This is a genomic window from Bradyrhizobium sp. USDA 4538 (assembly GCF_024171045.1).
GTDB lineage: Bacteria > Pseudomonadota > Alphaproteobacteria > Rhizobiales > Xanthobacteraceae > Bradyrhizobium > Bradyrhizobium australafricanum.
The window spans coordinates 7868235-7888068 of sequence record NZ_JALJZE010000001.1 but is presented as its reverse complement, the minus strand read 5'-3'; the positions used below and the strand labels follow the sequence as shown (position 1 = coordinate 7888068).

Below are 19834 nucleotides of genomic sequence, written 5' to 3'. Positions count from 1 at the left end.
ACTGGTTCATGAAAACCTCCTCCGTCCTTCTCGTCCTGACAATCTGGTGGAGGAGCCAAGGTTCCTACGCCGACGAACGGGCGCGATGCGGCAAGCCAACAAAAAAGGGCCCCGCCGAAGCGAGGCCCTCATTGGTCGTCGCGATCTGCTCATCACGACGTGCGACCAGCACCGTTAGTCGTCGTCCCAGTCATGACCACGGATCACGAAGCCGCGGTCGCGGTAGTAGTCGCGATGATGGTTGTACCAGCCGTGGTGCCAGCCCCGGTCATGCCGGTATACGTCGACGCGCGGGCCACCATAATATCGATCGCCGTAGTAGCCGTGGTCGCGGCCGACATAGATGCCCACACCCTGCGCGCTCGCAACGGTCGGTGCCGCTATCGAGAGTGCCGCAGCCGCGGCAAGAGCGTAAGTAAGCTTCGTCATGGCATCCTCCTTTCTAGTACGCCGTGATAACGACCGGCGTCCGCGCATGTTGCAGGAACAGGATCGGAACTTTCCTGAACGTTCCTTCACCATCATGGCGGCTGGACGTGACCGGAGGACGAGATCGAGGAGCCCTCGATGAGCTCTGCTCGATCGCTGTGGCTCCACTCTCTGTTCGACACAAGTGACCCCAGCTCAGGGGTGGAGAGCTGGGGTCGTAGCGGGGTTCTCCTGGTTAGCGCTGACGGCCGGTCGGCGCGTCAGCTCGCGAGAGCATGCGCGTCGCAATCAGTTCCGGCACTAACGTCTGCAAATGTGCGACGCACAATCGTGCCGTTGCGATTGCCCGATCAGACCGCCTAGCGCCACATGCTCGGGGCGGTGCGCAACGCGGCCTGGCCTGCGATGCGCAGCTCATCGATTGACGAGCGTCCCTCGCGAATGGCCTGCAGCAATCCAGAGGCGACGTTGGTCCGCTTTGTCGTATCCGAACGCGGCACGCCTCCGCAGACCTCGTCGAGCACCGCGCGAAGCACTGCCGCCGTCTCTCCATCGAGCATGATTGCCTCCCTGCCCTCGTGGATCGAACTGCATCGTAGCGTGAGACCGCGCGAGAGGAGTTCAAGTATGTTAACAGCCGTATCCAAATCTTGCGCGGCCGACCGTCGCGCTGTCTTCGTCGTGACAAATCACTGTCACGTTCAGATCGTCAGTGCGCTCTGCAAAACGACGCGCCCGCGTCAGTCCCGCTGCGCCATTTCAAGGATCGCATCAGCGAACGCCTGCGGCGCCTCGCGCACCCGCCGCACCGGCATCCATCGCGATTTCAGGGGAGCAGCACAGAGCCGCCTTGTCGCGTCTCAGCCGCGCCGCTTGGTGTGCAGATAGTCGGCCGAAAACAGCGCCGTGTCCTTGAGCAGCTTCAGGTCGTTGATCGTCAGCATGCGGTCGCGCAGCACGATCAGGCCGGCGCCGCGCAGCTCCTGCAGCGTCCTGTTGACATGGACCACCGACAGGCCGGTGGCATCGGCGAGATCCATCTGCGTGACCGGGAACAGGCAGGAATCGCCGTCGATCATTCCAACCGGCAGCAGGCGCTCATGGAGTTCGCACAACAGATGCGCGACCCGCTCCAGCGCCACGCGCCGCCCGATATTGACCGTCCATTCCCGCTGGATCGCGCTGTTCACCATGGTTTCGCACCACAGCGCTTCCTCCAGCGAACGGTCGCCCGCCAGCAACTGCTCGAACGCCGGGCGCTTGATGTCGGCGTAGGTGACCGGGGTCAATGCGCCGATCGAATGATCCATCACCGACAGCAGATAAACGCAGGCATCGCAGCTGTCGCCCGGCAGGATGAAATTGACGATCTGGCGGCGGCCGTCCGGCAGCGTCTTGTAGCGGCAGAGCCAGCCCGACAGGATGATCCTGACGCTCTCGACCGGATCGCCTTCGGTCGCGAGGTCTTCGCCCGGGCGGGCGCGGTGCAACCCCTCCTGGATCGCCTGTTGCAGCAACGCGATCCCGCGTTCGGACAATTGCCGCAGGGCATTGAGCCGCCGGATCACCGGCTGCGCCAGATTTCCCTCGAGGATCGGGGGGTGCATCTAGCTCCCCATGCTCGGCGTATGGATCGCTTGCGGGTTCATCGGTATGGCGATCGTGCAGTGCAGTCCCGACGGATTGAACTCGAGCGTGCTCTTGCCCTTGAACTCGAACGCCAGCGTCCGCTCCAGGAGATCGGATCCAAATCCCCTGCGGCGCGGCGGCGCCACCGCGGGCCCGTTGCGCTCGCGCCAGTCGAACAGCAGTTGCCGCGGATCGGCCGCATCATCGATGCGCCATGAGACGTCGATGCGCCCGGCCGTATCGCTCAGCGCGCCATACTTCAAGGCATTGGTTGCGAGCTCGTGGAGTGCCAGCGCGAAGGTCTCCGCGGCCTTGGGCTGGAGCCGGATCCTGGGACCTGCGACCTTCAGTTGCTCGCCTTCCTTCGCGTTGTACGCAAGCAATTCCTCGACCACGAGATATTCGAGGTCGACGCCGCCTTCCGGATCGCGGGTCACCAGCGACTGGGTCCGCGCGAAGGCGTTGAGCCGGCCGTCGAGATGCGATGCGTAGTCCTCGACGTTCGCACTGGTCTCGGCCGAGCGGCGCGCGATCGAGCGGACCACGCCGAGCGTGTTGCGGACGCGATGCTGCAGCTCGGCGAGCAGCAGCCGCTGCCGCTCCTCCGCCCGCGTGATCGCGGTGACGTCGATGAAGGTGATCACGACGCCGGCGATGAAATTGTCGATGCTGCGGTACGGCAGGATGCGCACGATATAACGCGTGCCGCTGTCGGGCGCGGTCAGCTCGCGCTCGGCGCTGGCCAGCGTCCGCAGCACGCGCCGCACATCGTCGTAGAGCTCCTCGATCGGAATCCGCGCCTTGATATGCGCGATCGGGCGGCCGACATCGGTCTCGACCAGATGCAGCAAATGCGTGATCGCCGGCGTGAAGTTCATCACCTTCAGATCGTTGTCCAGGAACACGGTCGCGATCTGCGTGCTCTCGAGGAAGTTCTTCAGGTCGCTGGTAGCGCGGGTCAATTCCTGCACGCGGTGCGCCAGCTCGCCGTTGACGGTCGTCAGCTCCTCATTGACCGACTGCAATTCCTCGCGCGAGGTCTCCAGTTCCTCATTGGCGGATTGCAGTTCCTCATTGAGCGATTGATATTCCTCGTTGGAGGATTTCAGTTCCTCATTGGTGCTTTCGAGCTCCTCGATCGTGGCCTGCAACCGCTCGCGGGTGGCGCGCAGCTCGCTCTCCAGCCGCTCGACATGCTCGGTCCTGACCAGAACGTTGGGATTGGTTTCGGCGCGATCCACAGGGCGGATCGGCCCATCCTTGAACAGCACGACGAAATTCCGGTGACCCGCAGGGCCGTCGAGAATTGGTTCGGCCGTGATGTCGACCAGCACGCGATGCCCGTTGACGCCGAGTTGCACCTGCTCGGCATGCGCGGCCTCGTTGGTTTCCGCGGCACGGCTGAGCGCCGTGCGCAGCTCAAGTCTGAGGTCGCGGTGCACGAGTTGCAGCAGGTCGAGGGTCGCCGTGCCTGCGGTCGGCTCGATATAGCGGCCGGTGCGGCCGGAGAAATGCAGGATGTGAAAGTGGTCGTCGGTGATCACATAGGCCGGCGCATAGCGCTCGGCGATGCGCTGGGCGCGGCGCTCGAGGCCGACATCGGGGCCGATGGAGCGGACCGGTGGTATGTCGATCGCGGCGCGCCCGGCCGCCGTCGTGATCGGGAATTCCGGCGGCAGCCGCGTCCCGGTCTCGAGCTTCTTGAAGATGCGTGCGCGCCGGTCGACCGGCGCGAACAGCTTCGGATGCCGGGTGACGTTCTCGGAATTGCCGAGAAACAGGAACCGGTCCGGCAGCAGCGCAAAATGGAACAGCGGGATGACGCGATTCTGCAGCTCGGCATTGAGATAGATCAGCAGGTTGCGGCACGAGATCAAATCGAGCTTGGAGAACGGCGCGTCCTTGATGACGTTGTGCTGCGAGAAGATGCACATCTCGCGCAGCTCCTTGACGACGCAGTAGGTGTCGCCTTCGCGTACGAACCAGCGCGCCAGCCGTTCCGGCGTCATATCGTTCTCGATGCTGGTGCGATAGCGCCCGACGCGCGCGGCGGCGAGCGCGCGCCCGTCGATGTCGGTCGCGAAGATCTGCACCTGCGGCACCGAGTCGAGACCGGCCATATGCTCGCGCAGCAGGATGCCGATCGAATAGGCCTCTTCGCCGGTCGCGCAGCCAAGCACCCAGACACGCACCTGCTGGCCGACGCCCTTCCCTTCGAATATCTTCGGGATGATCTGGGTTTCCAGGACATCGAACTCCTTCTTGTCGCGGAAGAATTCCGTGACGCCGATCAGGAGGTCGTTGAACAGATGTTGCGCCTCGTCCTTGTCGTTTCTCAGGAAATCGACATAGGCGGAGATATCGTCGATCTGCACCACCTGCATGCGGCGCTGGACGCGGCGCAGGAAGGTGTTCTGCTTGTAGCCGTGGAAATCGTTGCCGGTCTTGTTGCGGAGGATATCCGCAATGCGCGCAAGCGAGGTTGCCGCCGCGGCCAGCACCTCGTCGAACCCCTGCTTCTCCTCGAGCCGGCGCAGGTGGCGGGCATAGACGTCGATATGCTCGGGAATGGCCTCGGGCGGCAGGACGAAATCCGCAATCGCGACGGCCGAATTGCCTTCGGCGTGCGGATCGGGTTCGCCATCCCCGATGCGCTCGGCGATCGCCAGGCCGCCATGATCCTTCAGGGTCGCGACCCCGAGCGTGCCGTCGCCACCGGTGCCGGCCAGCACCACGCCGATCGATTCCTCGGCGCGCTCCTCCGCCAGCGACACCAGGAAGCTGTCAATGGTTGCCCGCTCGGCGCGCGCCTGCTCGGCGCGCCGCACGGCGAAACGGTCGCCATGAACGGTGGTGATCATGTCAGACGGACACAGATGGATCACGCCGCCCTCGACGAGCTGTCCGTCGCTGATTTCGGACAGCCGGGCGCCTTCCGATCGCTGCAACGCTTCGCGCAACCGGGTGTCCTCGATGGCATCCCGGTACTGCAACACAAGCACGACGGCCTGGTCCGGATTGAGCCGCAGCTTCGAGAAGAACCGCTCGATGCTGTCGAGGGTGCCGGCGGACGCGCCCACACCTATGATCAGCGGCGCCTTGGACTGGCGCTCTTCGTCTCCGCTCTGGGGTTGGCCAACGTCATCCATGATTGCAGCGGTTCTCACTCTTCTGCAGGCGTCTCGCCTGCGTCTGCTGATAGCAGAGTTTAGTCCTATCCCAATGGGATAGGTAGGAATTCTCCAACCTCGCCGGAACCTCGCCTTCGGGACCGATTGCCGTCCAAAGCCGGAAGGGTCATAGTTAGGTGATGGCAGCCGACCCGACGATAGATGGATCCGGAGAGCTCGCGGCCCTGATCAGGCGCGCGGAACGGGCGACCGCAGAAGCCCATCGCCTCATCGACGAGAATGACCTCTGGCGCCGGCGCGTCCTCCAGCAGTTTGACCACATGTTCGAACTTGGAGCGGAGTTCAGGGCACTGAGGCGCATCCCCGATCCTCCTCCAAGGCGCTAGTGTGATGTCACCCGCTCCTCGAGATATGCGACCCGCTGCACGATCAGGGTTCGATGCCGCTCCCACTCGATCAAGGTCTGCTTGAGCAAGCCGACCAGCCGCTCGGCTTGCACAGTGTCGTGACCGGCCCGCTGCAGCCAATCCAGCAGATCTTGCTGGCTGCGCAGCCGCCTCCAGCCCTCCTCGATGTCGACGTCCGCCTTGACCAGCAACTCGCGCTCGGACCGCAACTGTTCGGCCCAGTTCGCATGCTCAGCGCTGGCCATCACGGTTCCTTCCGCGCCGGTCGCTTCGGATCGAGCGATTGTAGCATGACTCGCCGGATCATGTCGGCGTATTCGCGGTATTCAGCGGCGCGCGCGTCATACATTTGCGCGACCGCCGGGCGACCGCTCTGGCGGCCGTCCTCGGCCATCCGGTGCACCAGTTCGGCGCGCTCCTCGATGATGCGGAGCGCGACCCGGAGCGCCTCGTCGACCCGGCCCTCCTGCTCCTTGGCAAGCGCGTCGGCCGTATAGGCGTGACCGACCTGACAGCGAAATCGCAGCGGGTGCCCCACCTTGAGCTCGGAAAGGACGCCGCCGCATCCCGGACAGGTCAGCGGTGCTGGATCGGCAATCTCGACCAGCGTATCGCTGCCGATGCGCTCGCCCGCCGCAATTTTCACCTCCAGCACGATCTCCGGCGGAATCGGCAGGATCGCGCCGGGCCGCTCCCGAGCCAGATCGGACAGCACATCGCCAAGTCGTGCACCCGGGATACAGAGGTCAACCGTGGTCGCTTCCAATGCCCTGAGCGGCATTTCATCGGACATCGCGTCCCGGGGCTCCTGAACCAGCGCGACCCCACCGCAGCGCTTGATCGCGTTCAGGCCCGCCGCGCCGTCGGACAGCAGGCCGCTGAGCACAACGCCAATCACGCGCGGTCCATAGTGCAGTGCGGCCGAGCGAAACAGCGCGTCGATCGCCGGCCGGACCAGATTTTCGCGTGGCCCGCGGCCGAGCATCAGGTGGCCGTCCTGGATAAGCAGATGGTGGTCCGGCGCCGCCAGATAGACGTGACCATTTTCGATGACCATGCCGCTTTCCGCCTGCCGGACCGGCAGCTTGCCGGCTGCGCTCGCGACCGTGGAGAGAATGCCGATGCCCTGAGACGGTATGTGCAATACGATGAAGACCGCGGCCGGCAGATCCACCGGCAGCCGGCCCAGAATCTGCTTCAACGGTGCAGTCGCCCCAGCCGAACCGCCGATGACGATGATGTCCCGATTGGACATGGAACCTGCCTTTTCCAATATTGTTTACAACAAGGCGAGCATTCTGCTTATGTTCCAATTTTGCGACGACATCACACCGGGTACGGCCGGAATCGACATGTCTGAATTTGCACCTTTGCGCGAACGCCCTCTCCTGACCGGCCGGCGCGTCCTGATTGTCGAAGACGAATATTTCCTTGCCGACGACATGCGCAGCGCGCTGCGTGCGCTCGGTGCCGATATCGCCGGGCCGGCCGGTGACATCGACGATGCGCTTCGTATCCTTCACGACGGCGGCGTGATCGATGGTGCGGTGCTCGATGTAAACATCCGCAGGCAGACGATCTATCCGGTCGCGCGCGAGCTGCAGGCGCGCGGCGTGCCGATGGTGTTCACCTCGGGATACGACAAGATCGTGCTGAGCAGCGAGTTCGCGGACGTTCCGTTGTGGGAGAAGCCGTTCGATCATCGCGCCATGGCGCACGGGCTCGCCGGCATGATCCTGCGCGGCAATGACGCTGCCGGACACGAATAATCCGCTGGAGCATTTGCAAATGTTAGTGCGGAGGTCTGCAGAGGGCCTCACGATACCCCGGTCACGATATCGGACGGGGGTGCGTAATGACCGAGATCGAAAGACGTATCGAGCTGCTGGAGCAGACGGCCGCAGAAAGCGCGCTGATCGCCGACCTCTCAACCGTCACGGAAACCCGCATCCGTAACGCCCAATTGGCAGACGAGTTGCGCCTCGTCGTCGCGCAGCTCAGGACTTTGAGGCCGGGTGACGCTCATATTGTCTGATTGTCTCGGTCCACGATCTCCGGTGAACCGGCGGCGTGATGCATCCTCCCATCGTTTTCAGGAAGGACAACGACACTGCACGATTCAACGGATCGGATCGCGGAATGCCGGCAACTGGCCGACGAGGCCGACCGTCTGGCCTCGACGTCCGGCGTCGAAAGGACGCGCAAGGATTACAAGTTGCTGGCCAGGTCCTGGCGACGATTGGCGCTGAGCTACGAATTGTCCATGCATCTCGAGCGATTCATCAAAGCCCGCTAGTCGGCTTGTCGATAGGGAATATTGCCCGTGCCCGCCCCCACCAGCGAAAGCGTTACGCACTGTTGTCGCGGTGGGCCTTGATCTCCATGCGCGTACTCGCGGAATTACGCACCGATTGCCGCAACTCGGCGAGCTGATCGTCTCGCTGATCCGCGAGCGATCGCTTCTGTGCGCGCAAAGTGAGACTTTCTTCAATGGCAAGCTGAGCGCGGGCGAACAGAGGATCGATCATCGACGAAACATGTCACCCGATCGCTGCCGCCGCCCTGTCATGTGATAAGTCCGAAGCGGGTTTGCTCCGAGGCAGTGCGACAAACGTATCTCATGAGACATCGAAGATTGTTCGAACGCGGCCGTCGCCGGCGTCGATGCGCCGCTTCATGGCCTGCTTCCTTGCGGGGCTGATAAAGTAATCACCCATCCAGCATGGTTCCGCCCCCGCAAGATGCGAAAGCTCAACACAGGTCAGGATTCAGGATTCCATATTGGCTTTCCGCCTGCGGGAAGGGTTCCTGCGTCTTGCGGCCCAGAAACGTGCTGGCGCGGCTTTCGGCGAGGAGCTTGCGCGCGTGCTCGACGACCTGGATCATCCGCTCGGTATCGTTGAGATCACGGTATTTGGAAAGACGATAGATTTGCCGCTCGATGGGCATGGCGTGCTCCCTGTTATGCAGGCGGGAGCACAATCGGTCTCTCAGCCACCGACGCCTACGGACAGAGCCTTGGCCGGTGATGAGGAGACAACAAACCTCGGCCGGGAAAGTTGCCATCGCGCCGCGAGAACGAAATTGCATGTCCGCGGTGCGGCGGGTCTGCAGCGCATCGATCCGAGTCCAGCCGACCAGCTATTCGGCGACGCTCATCTGCTTGCACAAGATCCCGAGAGCCTCCGCACACCCGCGCGGCTTGGTTACCACGGGGAGGTGCGCATACTTCTCGGGCAGCGTGCTGGGGTCGTAGCCGGTATACAGGGTGACCGGTGTTCCCATCGCAAGCAGGGTATCGATCAACTTGTAGGACGAGGTTCCATTGACGTTGATGTCGATCAGCGCGCCGGACGCTCCGGACGCGTGCGGGCGGGCTTCGTCGATCGAAGCGAACGGGCCGACGACGTGATAGCCGGCCTGTCGTGCCAGCGTGGCACAGTCATCGGCAATGAAATACTCGTCCTCCACGATCAAGATCGTACGCATAGCAGTACCTCTGCCAGTTGATCTTCGCGGATGATCGAGGCGTTAACGTTCTCCCGCCGGTTGGGTTTCCCAGGCGCGTCGTTCCGCGCACCGTTAGGACAGCGGTCATGGCCCATTTCAAGGAGCGGGAATTCAAGGCGGAGGGTGGTCCCGATTTTCCAGGCGCGCGCCGTCAGCTACCGGCCACCAGCAACCCGACGTACAGCCAGAGTACAATTGTCACAGTGATCGTTGCGGCGAAAAAGTAGCGGTCGATGAGATTCATCAACTGCACCTTCGGCTGACTATGGCGGATATCGAATCGCGGTCGAAACATCAGTCGCTGCCGCTTGTCATCTCTCTGCCTGGTTCCGGCATTTACATATGAGAGACCGGTGATCCCGCCCGGAGATGGCTCGTTTGCCGATGCCGAAGAACAAACCAGTCGCCGTCACCGCTAGGCTGCAGCGGGTGCGCCGCTCCAAGGCGGCAAACGAAGGAACGAGGGTCGGCGCCTGCGGTTGGAGCCAGCGAACGCAATGCATCAGCCAAGAACCGCCGCCGCTATCGCTGCCCGACGTCCCGCCCGGCCCCGCCATCAGTCGAGCGCGATCATCACCGGCCGGATCAACCTGTAGCTGTTGTGATAGTTTTGGGGAGGAGTTGGCTCCATGAAAGCAACCATCGAACAAAGAACGACCGCCAGCAATCTCGACCTGCTCGACCGCTACTGGCGCGCCGCCAATTACCTTTCGGTCGGGCAAATCTATCTTCTCGACAATCCGCTGCTCGGCGAGCCGCTGCGCAAGGAACACATCAAGCCCCGCCTGCTCGGCCATTGGGGCACCACGCCGGGCCTGAATTTCGTCTATGCCCATCTCAATCGGGTCATTCGCGCGCTCGATCTCAACGTCATCTACATTTGCGGTCCGGGACACGGCGGTCCGGGCATGGTGGCGAACACATATCTCGAAGGCACCTATAGCGAGATCTATCCCGATGTCGGCCGAGACACGGACGGTCTGCGCAAACTGTTCCGGCAGTTTTCCTTCCCCGGCGGTATCCCAAGCCACGCCGCACCGGAAACGCCCGGCTCCATCCATGAGGGTGGCGAACTCGGCTATTCGCTGGTCCACGCCTATGGCGCGGCATTCGACAATCCGGATCTGATCGTGGCCTGCGTCGTCGGCGACGGCGAGGCGGAAACCGGTCCGCTCGCTGCATCCTGGCACTCGAACAAGTTCCTGAATCCCGCGCGTGACGGCGCGGTGCTGCCGATCCTGCATCTCAACGGCTACAAGATCGCCAATCCGACGGTGCTCGGGCGGATGGGCGACGGGGAAATCCGCAGCCTCTTTCGCGGCTACGGACATGAGCCGCTATTCGTCGAGGGCGACGATCCGATGCCGATGCATCGCGCCATGGCCGCTGCCCTGGATGAGGCGCTTGCAGCCATTCACAAGATCCAGACCGAGGCGCGCGGCGGCAAACGATGGGAGCGGCCGCGCTGGCCGATGATCGTGCTGCGCAGTCCGAAGGGCTGGACCGGTCCGAAGGAGGTCGACGGGCTGAAAGTCGAGGGCTTTTGGCGCGCGCACCAGGTGCCGATCGCGCAAGTCCGCGACAACCCCGCGCATCTCAGGCTGCTTGAAGACTGGATGCGCAGCTATCATCCAGAGCAACTGTTCGACAAGGATGGTGCGCTGATCCCGGAGCTCGAGGCCCTCGCCCCGACCGCGAACCGCCGGATGGGCGCCAATCCGCACGCCAATGGCGGCCTTCTGAAACGCGAGCTCCGGCTGCCGGATTACCGCGCATTTGCCGTCGACGTGAAGCATCCGGGTCAGACGGTCGCCGCAGCGACCCACGAGCTCGGAAAATACCTGCGCGATGTCCTCAAGCTGAATGCCGATACCGGCAATTTCCGCATCATGGGGCCTGACGAAACCGCCTCGAACCGGCTGGACGCCGTATTCGAAGCCACAGACCGCGTCTGGATGGAGCCGACCGAGCCGTATGATGTCCATCTCGCTCAAGACGGCCGCGTCATGGAAGTCCTCAGCGAACACCTCTGCCAGGGCTGGCTGGAGGGCTATCTATTGACCGGACGCCACGGCTTCTTCTCCTGCTATGAAGCATTCATCCACATCGTGGATTCGATGTTCAACCAGCACGCCAAATGGCTGAAGGTCTCGCGCCAATTGGCGTGGCGGCGTCCGATCGCCTCGCTCAATTATCTGCTGACGTCGCATGTCTGGCGACAGGATCACAACGGTTTCAGCCACCAGGATCCCGGCTTTGTCGATCTGGTCACCAACAAGAAGGCCGACATCGTCCGTGTCTATTTCCCGCCCGACGCCAACACGCTGCTATGGGTCGCCGATCACTGCCTGCGGACCTACGATCGGATCAATGTCATCGTCGCCGGCAAACAACCATCCGCGCAATGGCTTTCGATGCAGGACGCCGCCACCCATTGCGACGCCGGCATTGGCATCTGGACGTGGGCCGGAACCGGAGATGCCACAAGCGAGCCCGATGTCGTGATGGCTTGCGCGGGTGACGTTCCGACGCTGGAGACGCTCGCCGCCGTTGATCTGCTGCACAAGGCCCTCCCCGACCTCAAGATCCGCGTGGTCAACGTCGTCGACCTGATGACGCTGCAGCCGAGGCAACAGCACCCTCATGGCCTCAGCGATCGCGACTTCGACAGCCTGTTCACGCGCGATCGCCCCGTCATCTTTGCCTACCACGGCTACCCTTATCTCATCCACCGACTCACCTATGGCCGGGCCAATCACGACAACATGCATGTGCGCGGCTTTGTGGAGGAAGGCACGACGACCACACCTTTCGACATGGTCGTTCTCAATGGATTAGACCGCTATCATCTCGCGATCGAGGTGATCGAGCGCGTGCCGGGGCTCGCCACCAAGGCCGCACAGATCAAGCAAGAATACCGGAACGCCTTGATCGCGCATGCGCGATATGTGCGCGAACATGGCGAGGACATGCCGGAGGTTCGAGACTGGGTCTGGCCGAACGGCACTGGCGGCGCCACACCTGCGGGCGGTTGAGCCATGCCGACGTCCGATGCGGTTCTGGTCGTCAACTCCGGCTCGTCGAGCATCAAGTTCGGCGTTTTCGATGCTTCGCATACCGATCCCGCGCTGCTCTGCAAGGCACAGGTCGACGAGCACGAGGGCGCGTCGCGATTGGTCTTCACCGACCCGGCCGGCCGCGCGTCGTTCGCGTTGGAGCAAGCCGAACCAGATGCGTCGCCCGATCGGCTGTTCGCCGACGTCCTGGCACGGATCGAACATCATCTTGGCCAGCGGCTGCGTGCCGTCGGGCATCGCGTCGTACATGGCGGCCGCGAATTTTCGCGACCGGTCGAAGTCAATCGGACGGTGCTTGCCGTCCTCGACGCCCTCACCCCGCTGGCGCCGTTGCATCAGCCTCGCTGCCTGACGCCAATCCGGGCAATCAGCGCGATCCGGCCGGAACTGATGCAGGTCGCATGCTTCGACACGTCGTTCCATCATGGCCTCGCGCCCCCCGTCAATCGGTTTGCGATCCCGAGACATCTCGAACGCGCCGGCATTCGGCGCTACGGCTTTCATGGGCTCTCCTTTGAATATGTCGCAGGCCGCCTTGCCGACATCTCGCCGGAGTTTTCCGCAAAGCGCACCGTGGTGGCGCATCTCGGCAATGGCGCGAGCCTCTGCGCCATGCGCAACGGCCGGAGCATCGACACCACGATGGGTCTGACGCCGCTCGACGGCCTGGTCATGGGGACCCGTTGCGGCACGATCGATCCGGGCGTTCTGCTTTACCTCCAGCAGCAGAACGGGATGTCGGTCGACGACCTTGAGCAGCTGCTTTATCACCAATCGGGGCTGCTCGGCGTTTCGGGCATCTCCTCCGACATGCGTGTCTTGCTCGCCAGCCAGGAGCCAGCCGCGAAGGAAGCGGTTGATCTCTTCACGTTCCGCATCGCGCAGCAGGTCGTCGCGATGGCTGGCACGCTGGGCGGACTGGAATGCCTGGTGTTCACCGGCGGTATCGGCGAGCACGCGGGCGAAGTTCGCAGCCAGGTCTGCGAACGCCTGCGATGGCTGGGTGTTGAGCTCGATCCATCCGCCAACGCCGCGGCAGAGCTGCACATTGCTGGCAAGGACAGTTCAGTGGACGTGCTCGTCATGGCGACAAACGAGGAAGCAACGATCGCTCGCCACTGCGTAGCCTTGATCTCGGGAACCTAGGATCGAGAGGCGCGATTCACATAGGCAAATGCGGATGCCGGTGATGGGCGCATGGTGCGCGCTGCCTGCTCGGTCTCGACAACGGTGCAGGCGGATGACCCCAGCGTCGGCCCCAGGGCCCGCAAAGGCGCTGGGGTCGTCTCCGCACCGCAAAGGCCCTGACGCACCGGCCCGGCGTCAGGGCCTTCGCCATTCTGAAGCCTGGAAAGGCTCTTGAACGACACGCATCAGCGCCCCTTGAAGCGCGGCTTCCGCCGTCCGAGGAAGGCCGCGACGCCTTCCTTGTGATCCTCGGTCAGGCTCGCCAGCGCGAACTGGTCGAGGTCCATGTGGCTGGCGAGATCGTCGAGCGCATGTGCGAGCCGGTTGACCGTCAGCTTGGTCATCGCGACCGAGATCGGCGGCTGGGCAGCGACCTTGGCCGCGAGCGCCATCGCGATGTCATATGACTTTCCAGGATCGGTCACCTGCTCCACCAGGCCCCACTCATAGGCCTCCTCGGCCGAGATCCGGTCGTCGGCCAGGATCACCGCCTGCTTGGTGCGCGCCGGTCCCATCAGATGCAGCATGCGCGGCACGCTCTGCCAGCTCATGTTCATGCCGAGCGCGATTTCCGGCACCCGCATATGCGCGTCGCGCGCCATGACGCGGAAATCCAGCGCGACCGCGAGTGCCACGCCGCCGCCGACGCAAAAGCCCTCGATCGCGCCGATCGTGACCTGCTCCATGTCCTGCCAGGCGCGGGTCAGCCGCGGCCCGAGCTTCAGGTGCCGGCGCAGCGTGCCCATGTCCATGGTCTGGCGAGAACGCCCCTCGGCGTCCTTGAGGTCGAAGCCGGCGCTGAACGATTTGGCGCCGCCGGTCAGCACCACCACCGAGGTCTCGCTATCGTCCTCGAAACTGCGCGCCGCGTCGGTCAGCTGCCGCAGCGCCTCCGGCGACAGCGCGTTGATACCGTCGCCGCGGTCGAACCGCACCACGGCGATGCGGCCCTCCGGCCCGAGGCCTTTCTCGATCGTCACATAGTCAACCACGCATACCTCCCCGCTCGCATTCTTGTGTACTGCCTGCCTCGACATAGCATGACGGTTTCGCCTATTCTGTGGGCATGAGCGAACATGATCATCACCACCACGATCACGACCATTCCGAACTGTCGGAGACCGAACTGCGCGTCCGCGCGCTGGAATCGATCCTGACCGAGAAGGGCTATGTCGAGGCTGCCGCGCTCGACGCCATCGTGCAGGCCTATGAGACCAAGATCGGCCCGCATAACGGCGCCCGGGTCGTCGCCAAGGCCTGGACCGATCCCGCCTTCAAGAAGGCGCTGCTCGAGGACGCCAGCAAGGCGGTCGGCACCCTCGGCCATGTCAGCCGGGTCGGCGACCATCTGGTCGCGATCGAGAATACACCCGGCCGCCACAACATGGTCGTCTGCACATTGTGCTCCTGTTATCCCTGGGAAATGCTCGGGCTGCCGCCGGTCTGGTACAAGGCCTCGCCGTACCGCTCGCGCGCGGTCAAGGATCCGCGCGGCGTGCTCGCCGATTTCGGCGTCAGCCTGCCGAAGGAGACGGAAATCCGGGTCTGGGATTCGACCGCGGAGACGCGCTTTCTGGTGCTGCCGATGCGGCCCGAAGGCACCGAGGGCTGGAGCGAAGACCAGCTCGCCGAGCTGGTGACGCGCGATTCCATGATCGGCACCGGCTTTCCCAAGAAACCGGGGGCGCCGTCATGAACGGCGTCCACGACATGGGCGGCATGGACGGGTTCGGCAAGGTCGAGCCCGAGCCGAACGAGCCGATGTTCCATGAGGAATGGGAATCCCGGGTGCTCGCCATGGTCCGTGCGATGGGCGCAGCCGGCGCCTTCAACATCGACGCCTCGCGCTTCTATCGCGAGACCCTGCCCCCGCAGGTCTATCTGTCGAGCTCCTACTACAGGAAATGGCTGCTTGGGCTGGAAGCCCTGCTGCTCGACAAGGGCTATATCTCCAAGGACGACGTCGCCGCCGGGCATTCCGTCGCGCCGGCGAAATCGCTCAAGCACGGCAAGTTCTCGGTGGCCGACATCGAGCGCATCATGGTGCGCGGCAAGTTCGGCCGCGCCGCGCCGGGGCCTGCGAAATTCAAGGCCGGCGATCGGGTGCGGGCGAAGAACATCCATCCCGCGACGCACACACGGTTGCCGCGCTACGTGCGCGGTCACGTCGGGGTGGTCGAGCGCGATCATGGCTGTCACGTATTTCCCGATACGGTGGCCAACGACGCCGGCGAGCATCCGCAATGGCTGTACACCGTCGTGTTCGACGGACGCGAGCTGTGGGGACCGGACTCCGATCCGACCATCAAGGTCTCGATCGACGCGTTCGAGCCGTATCTGGAGGCCGTGTGATGGATGCAGGTGCCGCCGCGCGCGCCACCAGCGCCGTCTCCAGCATTCCCCGCGACCAGGACGGCCCGGTATTCCGCGCACCGTGGGAGGCGCAGGCGTTCGCCATGGCCTTGACGCTGCATGACCGCGGCGTGTTCACCTGGCCCGAATGGGCCGCCGCGCTCGCCGACCAGATCAAGCGCGCGCAGGCGGCCGGCGATCCCGACACCGGCGAGACCTATTACCAGCACTGGCTCGCGACGCTCGAACATCTCGTCGCCGCCAAGGGCGTCACGACGCATGAGACACTGCACCGCTACCGCGACGCCTGGGACCACGCCGCCGACCGCACCCCGCACGGCCAGCCGATCGTGCTGACGGCGGGGGATTTTAGGTAGCCTCGAATGCCATGATCACCTGCATGCGCATGTGCGGGCGATGACATCACGTGGTGGGGCGCCTTGAATCGCGAACTGATCCTCATCGTCGTCCCGGCGAAGGCCGGGACCTATAACCCCAAATGCAAACTGTTACGCGATGCTGGAACGACGAGTCCCACCTACAACGCCTGCCGCGGCGTATGGGTCCCGGCCTTCGCCGGGACGACGACGGGGAGAGAACCGCGCACGGATTCCAGAGACGCCAGTGCTTGAGCCGAGCGGCCGCGGCGTGCTGGATCGCCCGGTCGAACTGGTCCCTGGGACGATTTCTGTATAATGGAAGAGTACCGTTGAGTTGCCCGACGTGTCAAGTTGCCGTCTCGACCGTGTCAGTAGCTCGTGATCTGTCGCCTGTTTGTAGCTCGTGAAGTGTCGTGTTTTCGGTGCTCCGGAACAAGGGGGGCACGATGGGCACGGCATCCATTCACGAGGGTGTACGAAGGATGCGGTTTTCAGATTTGCTGGATCGGACGGAGGCGAAGGAACTGACGCAGGAGGCAGCTTCGGAGGTTCTTGGGATCAGTGTTCGGACGTTTCAACGCTGGGCGGAGCGCTATGAGGCGGAGGGCGACGACGGGCTTGTCGACCGCCGGCTGGGGCGTCGTTCGCCACGGCGGGCGCCGGAGGAGGAGCTGGAACGGATGCTTGCGCTGTACCGGGACAAGTACGCGGACTTCACGGTGAAGCACTTCCACGAGCAGATGCAAAAGCGGCACGACTATGTGCTGGGCTATACGGTGACGAAGCTGGCGCTGCACGCGGCAGGGCTGGTGCGGAAGGCTCCGAAGCGTTCGGCGCACCGCAAGAAGCGGCCGCGGCGGCCGCTTCGGGGCATGCTGCTGCACCAGGACGGATCGCGCCACGTTTGGATCGAAGGCCTGCCCGCGAGGGACCTGATCGTCACGATGGACGATGCGACGAGCGAGATCTACTCGATGGTGCTGGTCGAGGAAGAAGGAACGGCCTCGACCTTCCAGGCCTTGCGCGAAGTGATTGGCGAGCATGGCCTGTTCTGCGCGCTCTACACCGACCGCGGCAGCCATTATTTCCTGACCCCAAAAGCTGGCGAGAAGATCTCGAAGACGCAACAAACCCAGGTGGGACGGGCTTTGTCGCATCTTGGGATCGAGCATATCGCAGCCTATTCGCCGCAGGCGCGCGGGCGCTCCGAGCGGGTATTCGGCACCTTGCAGGATCGGCTGCCGAAGGAGCTGCGGCTTGCCGGGATCACGACGCTCGAAGCTGCCAACGCGTGGCTGAAGGCGCATTACATCCCCGGGCACAACGCCGCGTTTGCGATCAAGCCCGAACAGGAAGGCTCGGCATTCGTAGCCGACCGGCATGAGGCCTGGCGCGAGGCGCTGTGCGTGATCGAGGAGCGAACCGTCGCCAACGACAATACCGTTGCATGGAACGGTCGGCGGCTGCAGTTGCCGGAGAGCCGGCTAAGACCTCACTTCGTCAAGGCCTTGGTGCGGCTACATGAGTATCCCGATGGCACCGTCAGCGTGTTCCTTGGACCGCATCGATTGGCGAGGTTTGCGCCTGACGGACAGCAGATCAGCCCCGACGCGCTTCAGCCTGGCGGCGTGCTCGGAGCCGTCAACGACAAGCCCTGGCGGGCGCGCAAGCGCGCGTCCTTGACCGCTCCTGCGCGCGCCGCCGTCGAGAAAGCGCGGGTCGGGACGGAGAAACGGGCTTCAAGTCGAACAAAGAAACTCACCCACAGGGCTAAAACCGCCACAACAGCCGTGGCATGATCAATCAGGGAAAGCCGTCCCCGCCTTCCGGCTCCCCTGCAAATCAGAAACGAAGGCGACAGATCACGAGCTACAAAAACACGACATCTTCACCCGCTACGGACAGTTGCCGTCTCGACCGCCGACAGCCGCCGACTCCTTTGCATGGGGTTGTTTTCGATATTTTGGCAGTGCGCCCCTGCGGACGGCTATCAGTCCACGGTTACGGGCCGCCCTGCGCGACGTACTCCCGCCAGCCCTTGGCCCGCAGGCTGCAGGCCGGGCATTCGCCGCAGCCATAGCCCCAATCGTGCTGCGCGCCGCGTTCGCCGAGATAGCAGGTGTGCGAGTGCTCGCGGATCAGGTCGACCAGCCCTGCTCCGCCGAGCTCGTGCGCGAGCCGCCAGGTCGCGGCCTTGTCGAGCCACATCAGCGGCGTGTGCAGCTCGAAATCCCTGGCCATGCCGAGATTGAGCGCGGACTGCAATGCCTTGATGGTCTCGTCGCGGCAGTCCGGGTAGCCGGAATAGTCGGTCTCGCACATGCCACCGATGATGTGGCGGATGCCGCGCCGATAGGCCAGTGCCCCCGCGAAGGTGAGGAACACGAGGTTGCGGCCGGGCACGAAGGTGTTCGGCAAGCCGTCCGCGCCCATTTCGATCGCGACGTCGCGGGTCAGCGCGGTGTCGGAAATCTCCGACAGCGTCGGGATATCAAGCGTGTGGCTGTCGCCGAGTTTCGCAGACCATTCCGGCCGGACCCGCCTGATCCCGGCAAGCAGCTGGTCCCGGCAATTGAGCTCGATCGCGTGCCGTTGGCCGTAGGTGAAGCCGAGCATCTCGACGCGGGCAAAGCGCGACAAGGCCCAGGCAAGGCACGTGGTGGAATCCTGGCCGCCGGAAAACAGCACCAGCGCCGTGTCGGAAGTGTTCTGATCGGTCATGGAACGCGATTTAGCACCTGACGGCGCCGTGGCCAATCCGTGGACAGCGTCGCGATTCCGGCGTGTTTTACTGGGATCGGGAGGGGTGTTTTGGCATAAAGCCAATACCTCTTTGATGCCGGTGCCCCATGACCCCATCCCGCGACATTTCCCGCCTGATCGAGATCATGGCTGCGCTGCGCACGCCGGTCACCGGCTGCCCATGGGACCTCGTGCAGAATTTCGAGACCATCGCGCCCTACACGATCGAGGAGGCCTATGAGGTTGCGGATGCGATCACGCGCGGCGATCTCGACGATTTGCGCGAGGAGCTCGGCGACCTGCTGTTGCAGGTGGTCTATCACGCCAGGATGGCCGAGGAGCAGAACGCGTTCGCGTTCGGCGATGTGGTCGAGGCGATCACCAGGAAGATGATCCGCCGTCATCCGCACGTCTTCGCCGACAAGGACGGCAATATCCAGCCGGCCGGCGTCAAGAGCGCCTGGGAACGGATCAAGGCCGAGGAGAAGGCCGAGCGCGCGGCGCGGCGGCCGCCAGAAGAGGCCGCGCACAAATCGCTGCTGGCGAGCGTGAAGGCGGGCCTGCCTGCCCTGACGCGCGCGATGGAGCTGCAGCGCAAGGCGTCCACCGTCGGCTTCGACTGGAACGACCCGCGCGCGGTGCTCGCCAAGATCCGCGAGGAGGCCGACGAGATCGAGGCCGCGCTCGACCGCAACGACAAGGCGGAGATCGCGGAGGAAACCGGCGACCTGATGTTCGCGCTGGTCAACCTCGCCCGTCACGTCGACGCCGATCCGGAAGCGGCGCTGCGTAAGACCAACGCCAAGTTCGAGCGGCGCTTTGCCTATATCGAGAAGGCGCTGGCGGCGAAGGGGCGTTCGCTCGATGGTGCGTCGCTGGAGGAGATGGACGCGTTGTGGAATGAAGCCAAAACCGCCGTCGTCCCGGCGAAGGCCGGGACCCATACCGCGTGATCTAACGATCGGGTGACGGTGACAGTCCCGCGCGAG

21 protein-coding genes are annotated in these 19834 nt (G+C 63.9%); 10 read left to right on the top strand and 11 right to left on the bottom strand.

Features of this window, described 5'->3' with window-relative positions; genetic code table 11:
• Positions 1 to 174 precede the first annotated feature (174 nt).
• The 6 genes from J2R78_RS36285 to J2R78_RS36260 form a co-directional block, all read right to left on the bottom strand.
• Complete coding sequence (locus J2R78_RS36285; protein WP_156436345.1) at positions 175 to 429, bottom strand: hypothetical protein; 255 nt, start codon at positions 427 to 429, stop codon at positions 175 to 177.
• A gap of 359 nt (positions 430 to 788) precedes the next feature.
• Positions 789 to 989, bottom strand: coding sequence for a hypothetical protein (locus J2R78_RS36280; RefSeq protein WP_028331978.1), 201 nt, complete (start codon positions 987 to 989; stop codon positions 789 to 791).
• Between the two features lie 300 nt (positions 990 to 1289).
• Positions 1290 to 2036 carry a Crp/Fnr family transcriptional regulator gene (locus J2R78_RS36275; protein ID WP_253608590.1) on the bottom strand — a complete coding sequence of 249 codons (747 nt, stop codon included), beginning with the start codon at positions 2034 to 2036 and terminating at the stop codon, positions 1290 to 1292.
• The gene (locus J2R78_RS36270) at positions 2037 to 5207 is read right to left on the bottom strand and encodes a CheR family methyltransferase (protein ID WP_253608589.1); all 3171 of its coding nucleotides are present in this window, start codon (positions 5205 to 5207) and stop codon (positions 2037 to 2039) included.
• A gap of 364 nt (positions 5208 to 5571) precedes the next feature.
• Entirely contained in the window at positions 5572 to 5841 is a 270-nt protein-coding gene (locus J2R78_RS36265) for a hypothetical protein (protein WP_253608588.1), read from the bottom strand.
• Positions 5841 to 6851 carry a chemotaxis protein CheB gene (locus J2R78_RS36260; protein ID WP_253608587.1) on the bottom strand — a complete coding sequence of 337 codons (1011 nt, stop codon included), beginning with the start codon at positions 6849 to 6851 and terminating at the stop codon, positions 5841 to 5843. Before J2R78_RS36260 ends, J2R78_RS36265 begins: the two co-directional genes overlap by 1 nt.
• Here J2R78_RS36260 and J2R78_RS36255 point away from each other — a divergent pair.
• Together J2R78_RS36255 and J2R78_RS36250 are read left to right on the top strand one after the other, a co-directional pair.
• Positions 6745 to 7365 (top strand): hypothetical protein, encoded by a 621-nt coding sequence (locus J2R78_RS36255; protein ID WP_309145052.1) that lies wholly within the window; start codon positions 6745 to 6747, stop codon positions 7363 to 7365. The two genes, J2R78_RS36260 and J2R78_RS36255, sit on opposite strands and share 107 nt — an antisense overlap.
• Before the next feature lie 86 nt (positions 7366 to 7451).
• Positions 7452 to 7631: a hypothetical protein gene (locus J2R78_RS36250; RefSeq protein ID WP_253608585.1), complete on the top strand. Its 180-nt coding sequence runs from the start codon at positions 7452 to 7454 to the stop codon at positions 7629 to 7631.
• A gap of 313 nt (positions 7632 to 7944) precedes the next feature.
• Here the strand turns inward: J2R78_RS36250 and J2R78_RS36245 are convergent, their stop codons facing one another.
• From J2R78_RS36245 to J2R78_RS36235, 3 genes are all read right to left on the bottom strand, one after another.
• A complete protein-coding gene (locus J2R78_RS36245; protein ID WP_253608584.1) occupies positions 7945 to 8124 on the bottom strand; it encodes a hypothetical protein in 180 nt (59 codons plus the stop codon).
• Positions 8125 to 8347: 223 nt separating this feature from the next.
• Complete coding sequence (locus J2R78_RS36240) at positions 8348 to 8545, bottom strand: hypothetical protein (RefSeq protein ID WP_253608583.1); 198 nt, start codon at positions 8543 to 8545, stop codon at positions 8348 to 8350.
• Between the two features lie 192 nt (positions 8546 to 8737).
• Positions 8738 to 9085, bottom strand: a complete 348-nt coding sequence (locus J2R78_RS36235; RefSeq protein WP_057018642.1) for a response regulator — start codon at positions 9083 to 9085, stop codon at positions 8738 to 8740.
• A 107-nt stretch (positions 9086 to 9192) separates the two neighbouring features.
• Here J2R78_RS36235 and J2R78_RS36230 point away from each other — a divergent pair, with 107 nt between their 5' ends.
• The 3 genes from J2R78_RS36230 to J2R78_RS36220 all read left to right on the top strand — a co-directional run bounded on the left by J2R78_RS36230 (position 9193) and on the right by J2R78_RS36220 (position 13329).
• Positions 9193 to 9333, top strand: coding sequence for a hypothetical protein (locus tag J2R78_RS36230; RefSeq protein WP_253608582.1), 141 nt, complete (start codon positions 9193 to 9195; stop codon positions 9331 to 9333).
• 402 nt (positions 9334 to 9735) lie between these two features.
• Positions 9736 to 12141 (top strand): phosphoketolase, encoded by a 2406-nt coding sequence (locus J2R78_RS36225; RefSeq protein WP_253608581.1) that lies wholly within the window; start codon positions 9736 to 9738, stop codon positions 12139 to 12141.
• Between the two features lie 3 nt (positions 12142 to 12144).
• The gene (locus J2R78_RS36220) at positions 12145 to 13329 is read left to right on the top strand and encodes an acetate/propionate family kinase (protein ID WP_253608580.1); all 1185 of its coding nucleotides are present in this window, start codon (positions 12145 to 12147) and stop codon (positions 13327 to 13329) included.
• Positions 13330 to 13556: 227 nt separating this feature from the next.
• On the opposite strand, the gene J2R78_RS36215 is transcribed toward J2R78_RS36220, so the two are convergent.
• Complete coding sequence (locus tag J2R78_RS36215; RefSeq protein ID WP_253608579.1) at positions 13557 to 14363, bottom strand: enoyl-CoA hydratase/isomerase family protein; 807 nt, start codon at positions 14361 to 14363, stop codon at positions 13557 to 13559.
• 74 nt (positions 14364 to 14437) lie between these two features.
• Here J2R78_RS36215 and nthA point away from each other — a divergent pair, with 74 nt between their 5' ends.
• The 4 genes from nthA (at position 14438) to J2R78_RS36195 (ending at position 17902) form a co-directional block, all read left to right on the top strand.
• The gene (nthA, locus tag J2R78_RS36210) at positions 14438 to 15067 is read left to right on the top strand and encodes a nitrile hydratase subunit alpha (protein WP_028344028.1); all 630 of its coding nucleotides are present in this window, start codon (positions 14438 to 14440) and stop codon (positions 15065 to 15067) included.
• Positions 15064 to 15723 (top strand): nitrile hydratase subunit beta, encoded by a 660-nt coding sequence (nthB, locus tag J2R78_RS36205; protein ID WP_076828791.1) that lies wholly within the window; start codon positions 15064 to 15066, stop codon positions 15721 to 15723. Before nthA ends, nthB begins: the two co-directional genes overlap by 4 nt.
• Positions 15723 to 16100, top strand: coding sequence for a nitrile hydratase accessory protein (locus tag J2R78_RS36200; protein WP_229161973.1), 378 nt, complete (start codon positions 15723 to 15725; stop codon positions 16098 to 16100). The genes nthB and J2R78_RS36200 overlap by 1 nt, the downstream gene beginning before the upstream one ends.
• 485 nt (positions 16101 to 16585) lie before the next feature.
• Entirely contained in the window at positions 16586 to 17902 is a 1317-nt protein-coding gene (locus J2R78_RS36195; protein WP_253608578.1) for an ISNCY family transposase, read from the top strand.
• A gap of 202 nt (positions 17903 to 18104) precedes the next feature.
• Here J2R78_RS36195 and queC read toward each other — a convergent pair whose 3' ends face one another.
• The gene (gene queC, locus J2R78_RS36190) at positions 18105 to 18824 is read right to left on the bottom strand and encodes a 7-cyano-7-deazaguanine synthase QueC (protein ID WP_253608577.1); all 720 of its coding nucleotides are present in this window, start codon (positions 18822 to 18824) and stop codon (positions 18105 to 18107) included.
• A 128-nt stretch (positions 18825 to 18952) separates the two neighbouring features.
• Between queC and mazG the strand changes: the two genes are divergently transcribed.
• On the top strand, positions 18953 to 19798 hold the full coding sequence (gene mazG, locus J2R78_RS36185) for a nucleoside triphosphate pyrophosphohydrolase (RefSeq protein WP_253608576.1): 846 nt from the start codon (positions 18953 to 18955) through the stop codon (positions 19796 to 19798).
• Positions 19799 to 19834: the final 36 nt, after the last annotated feature.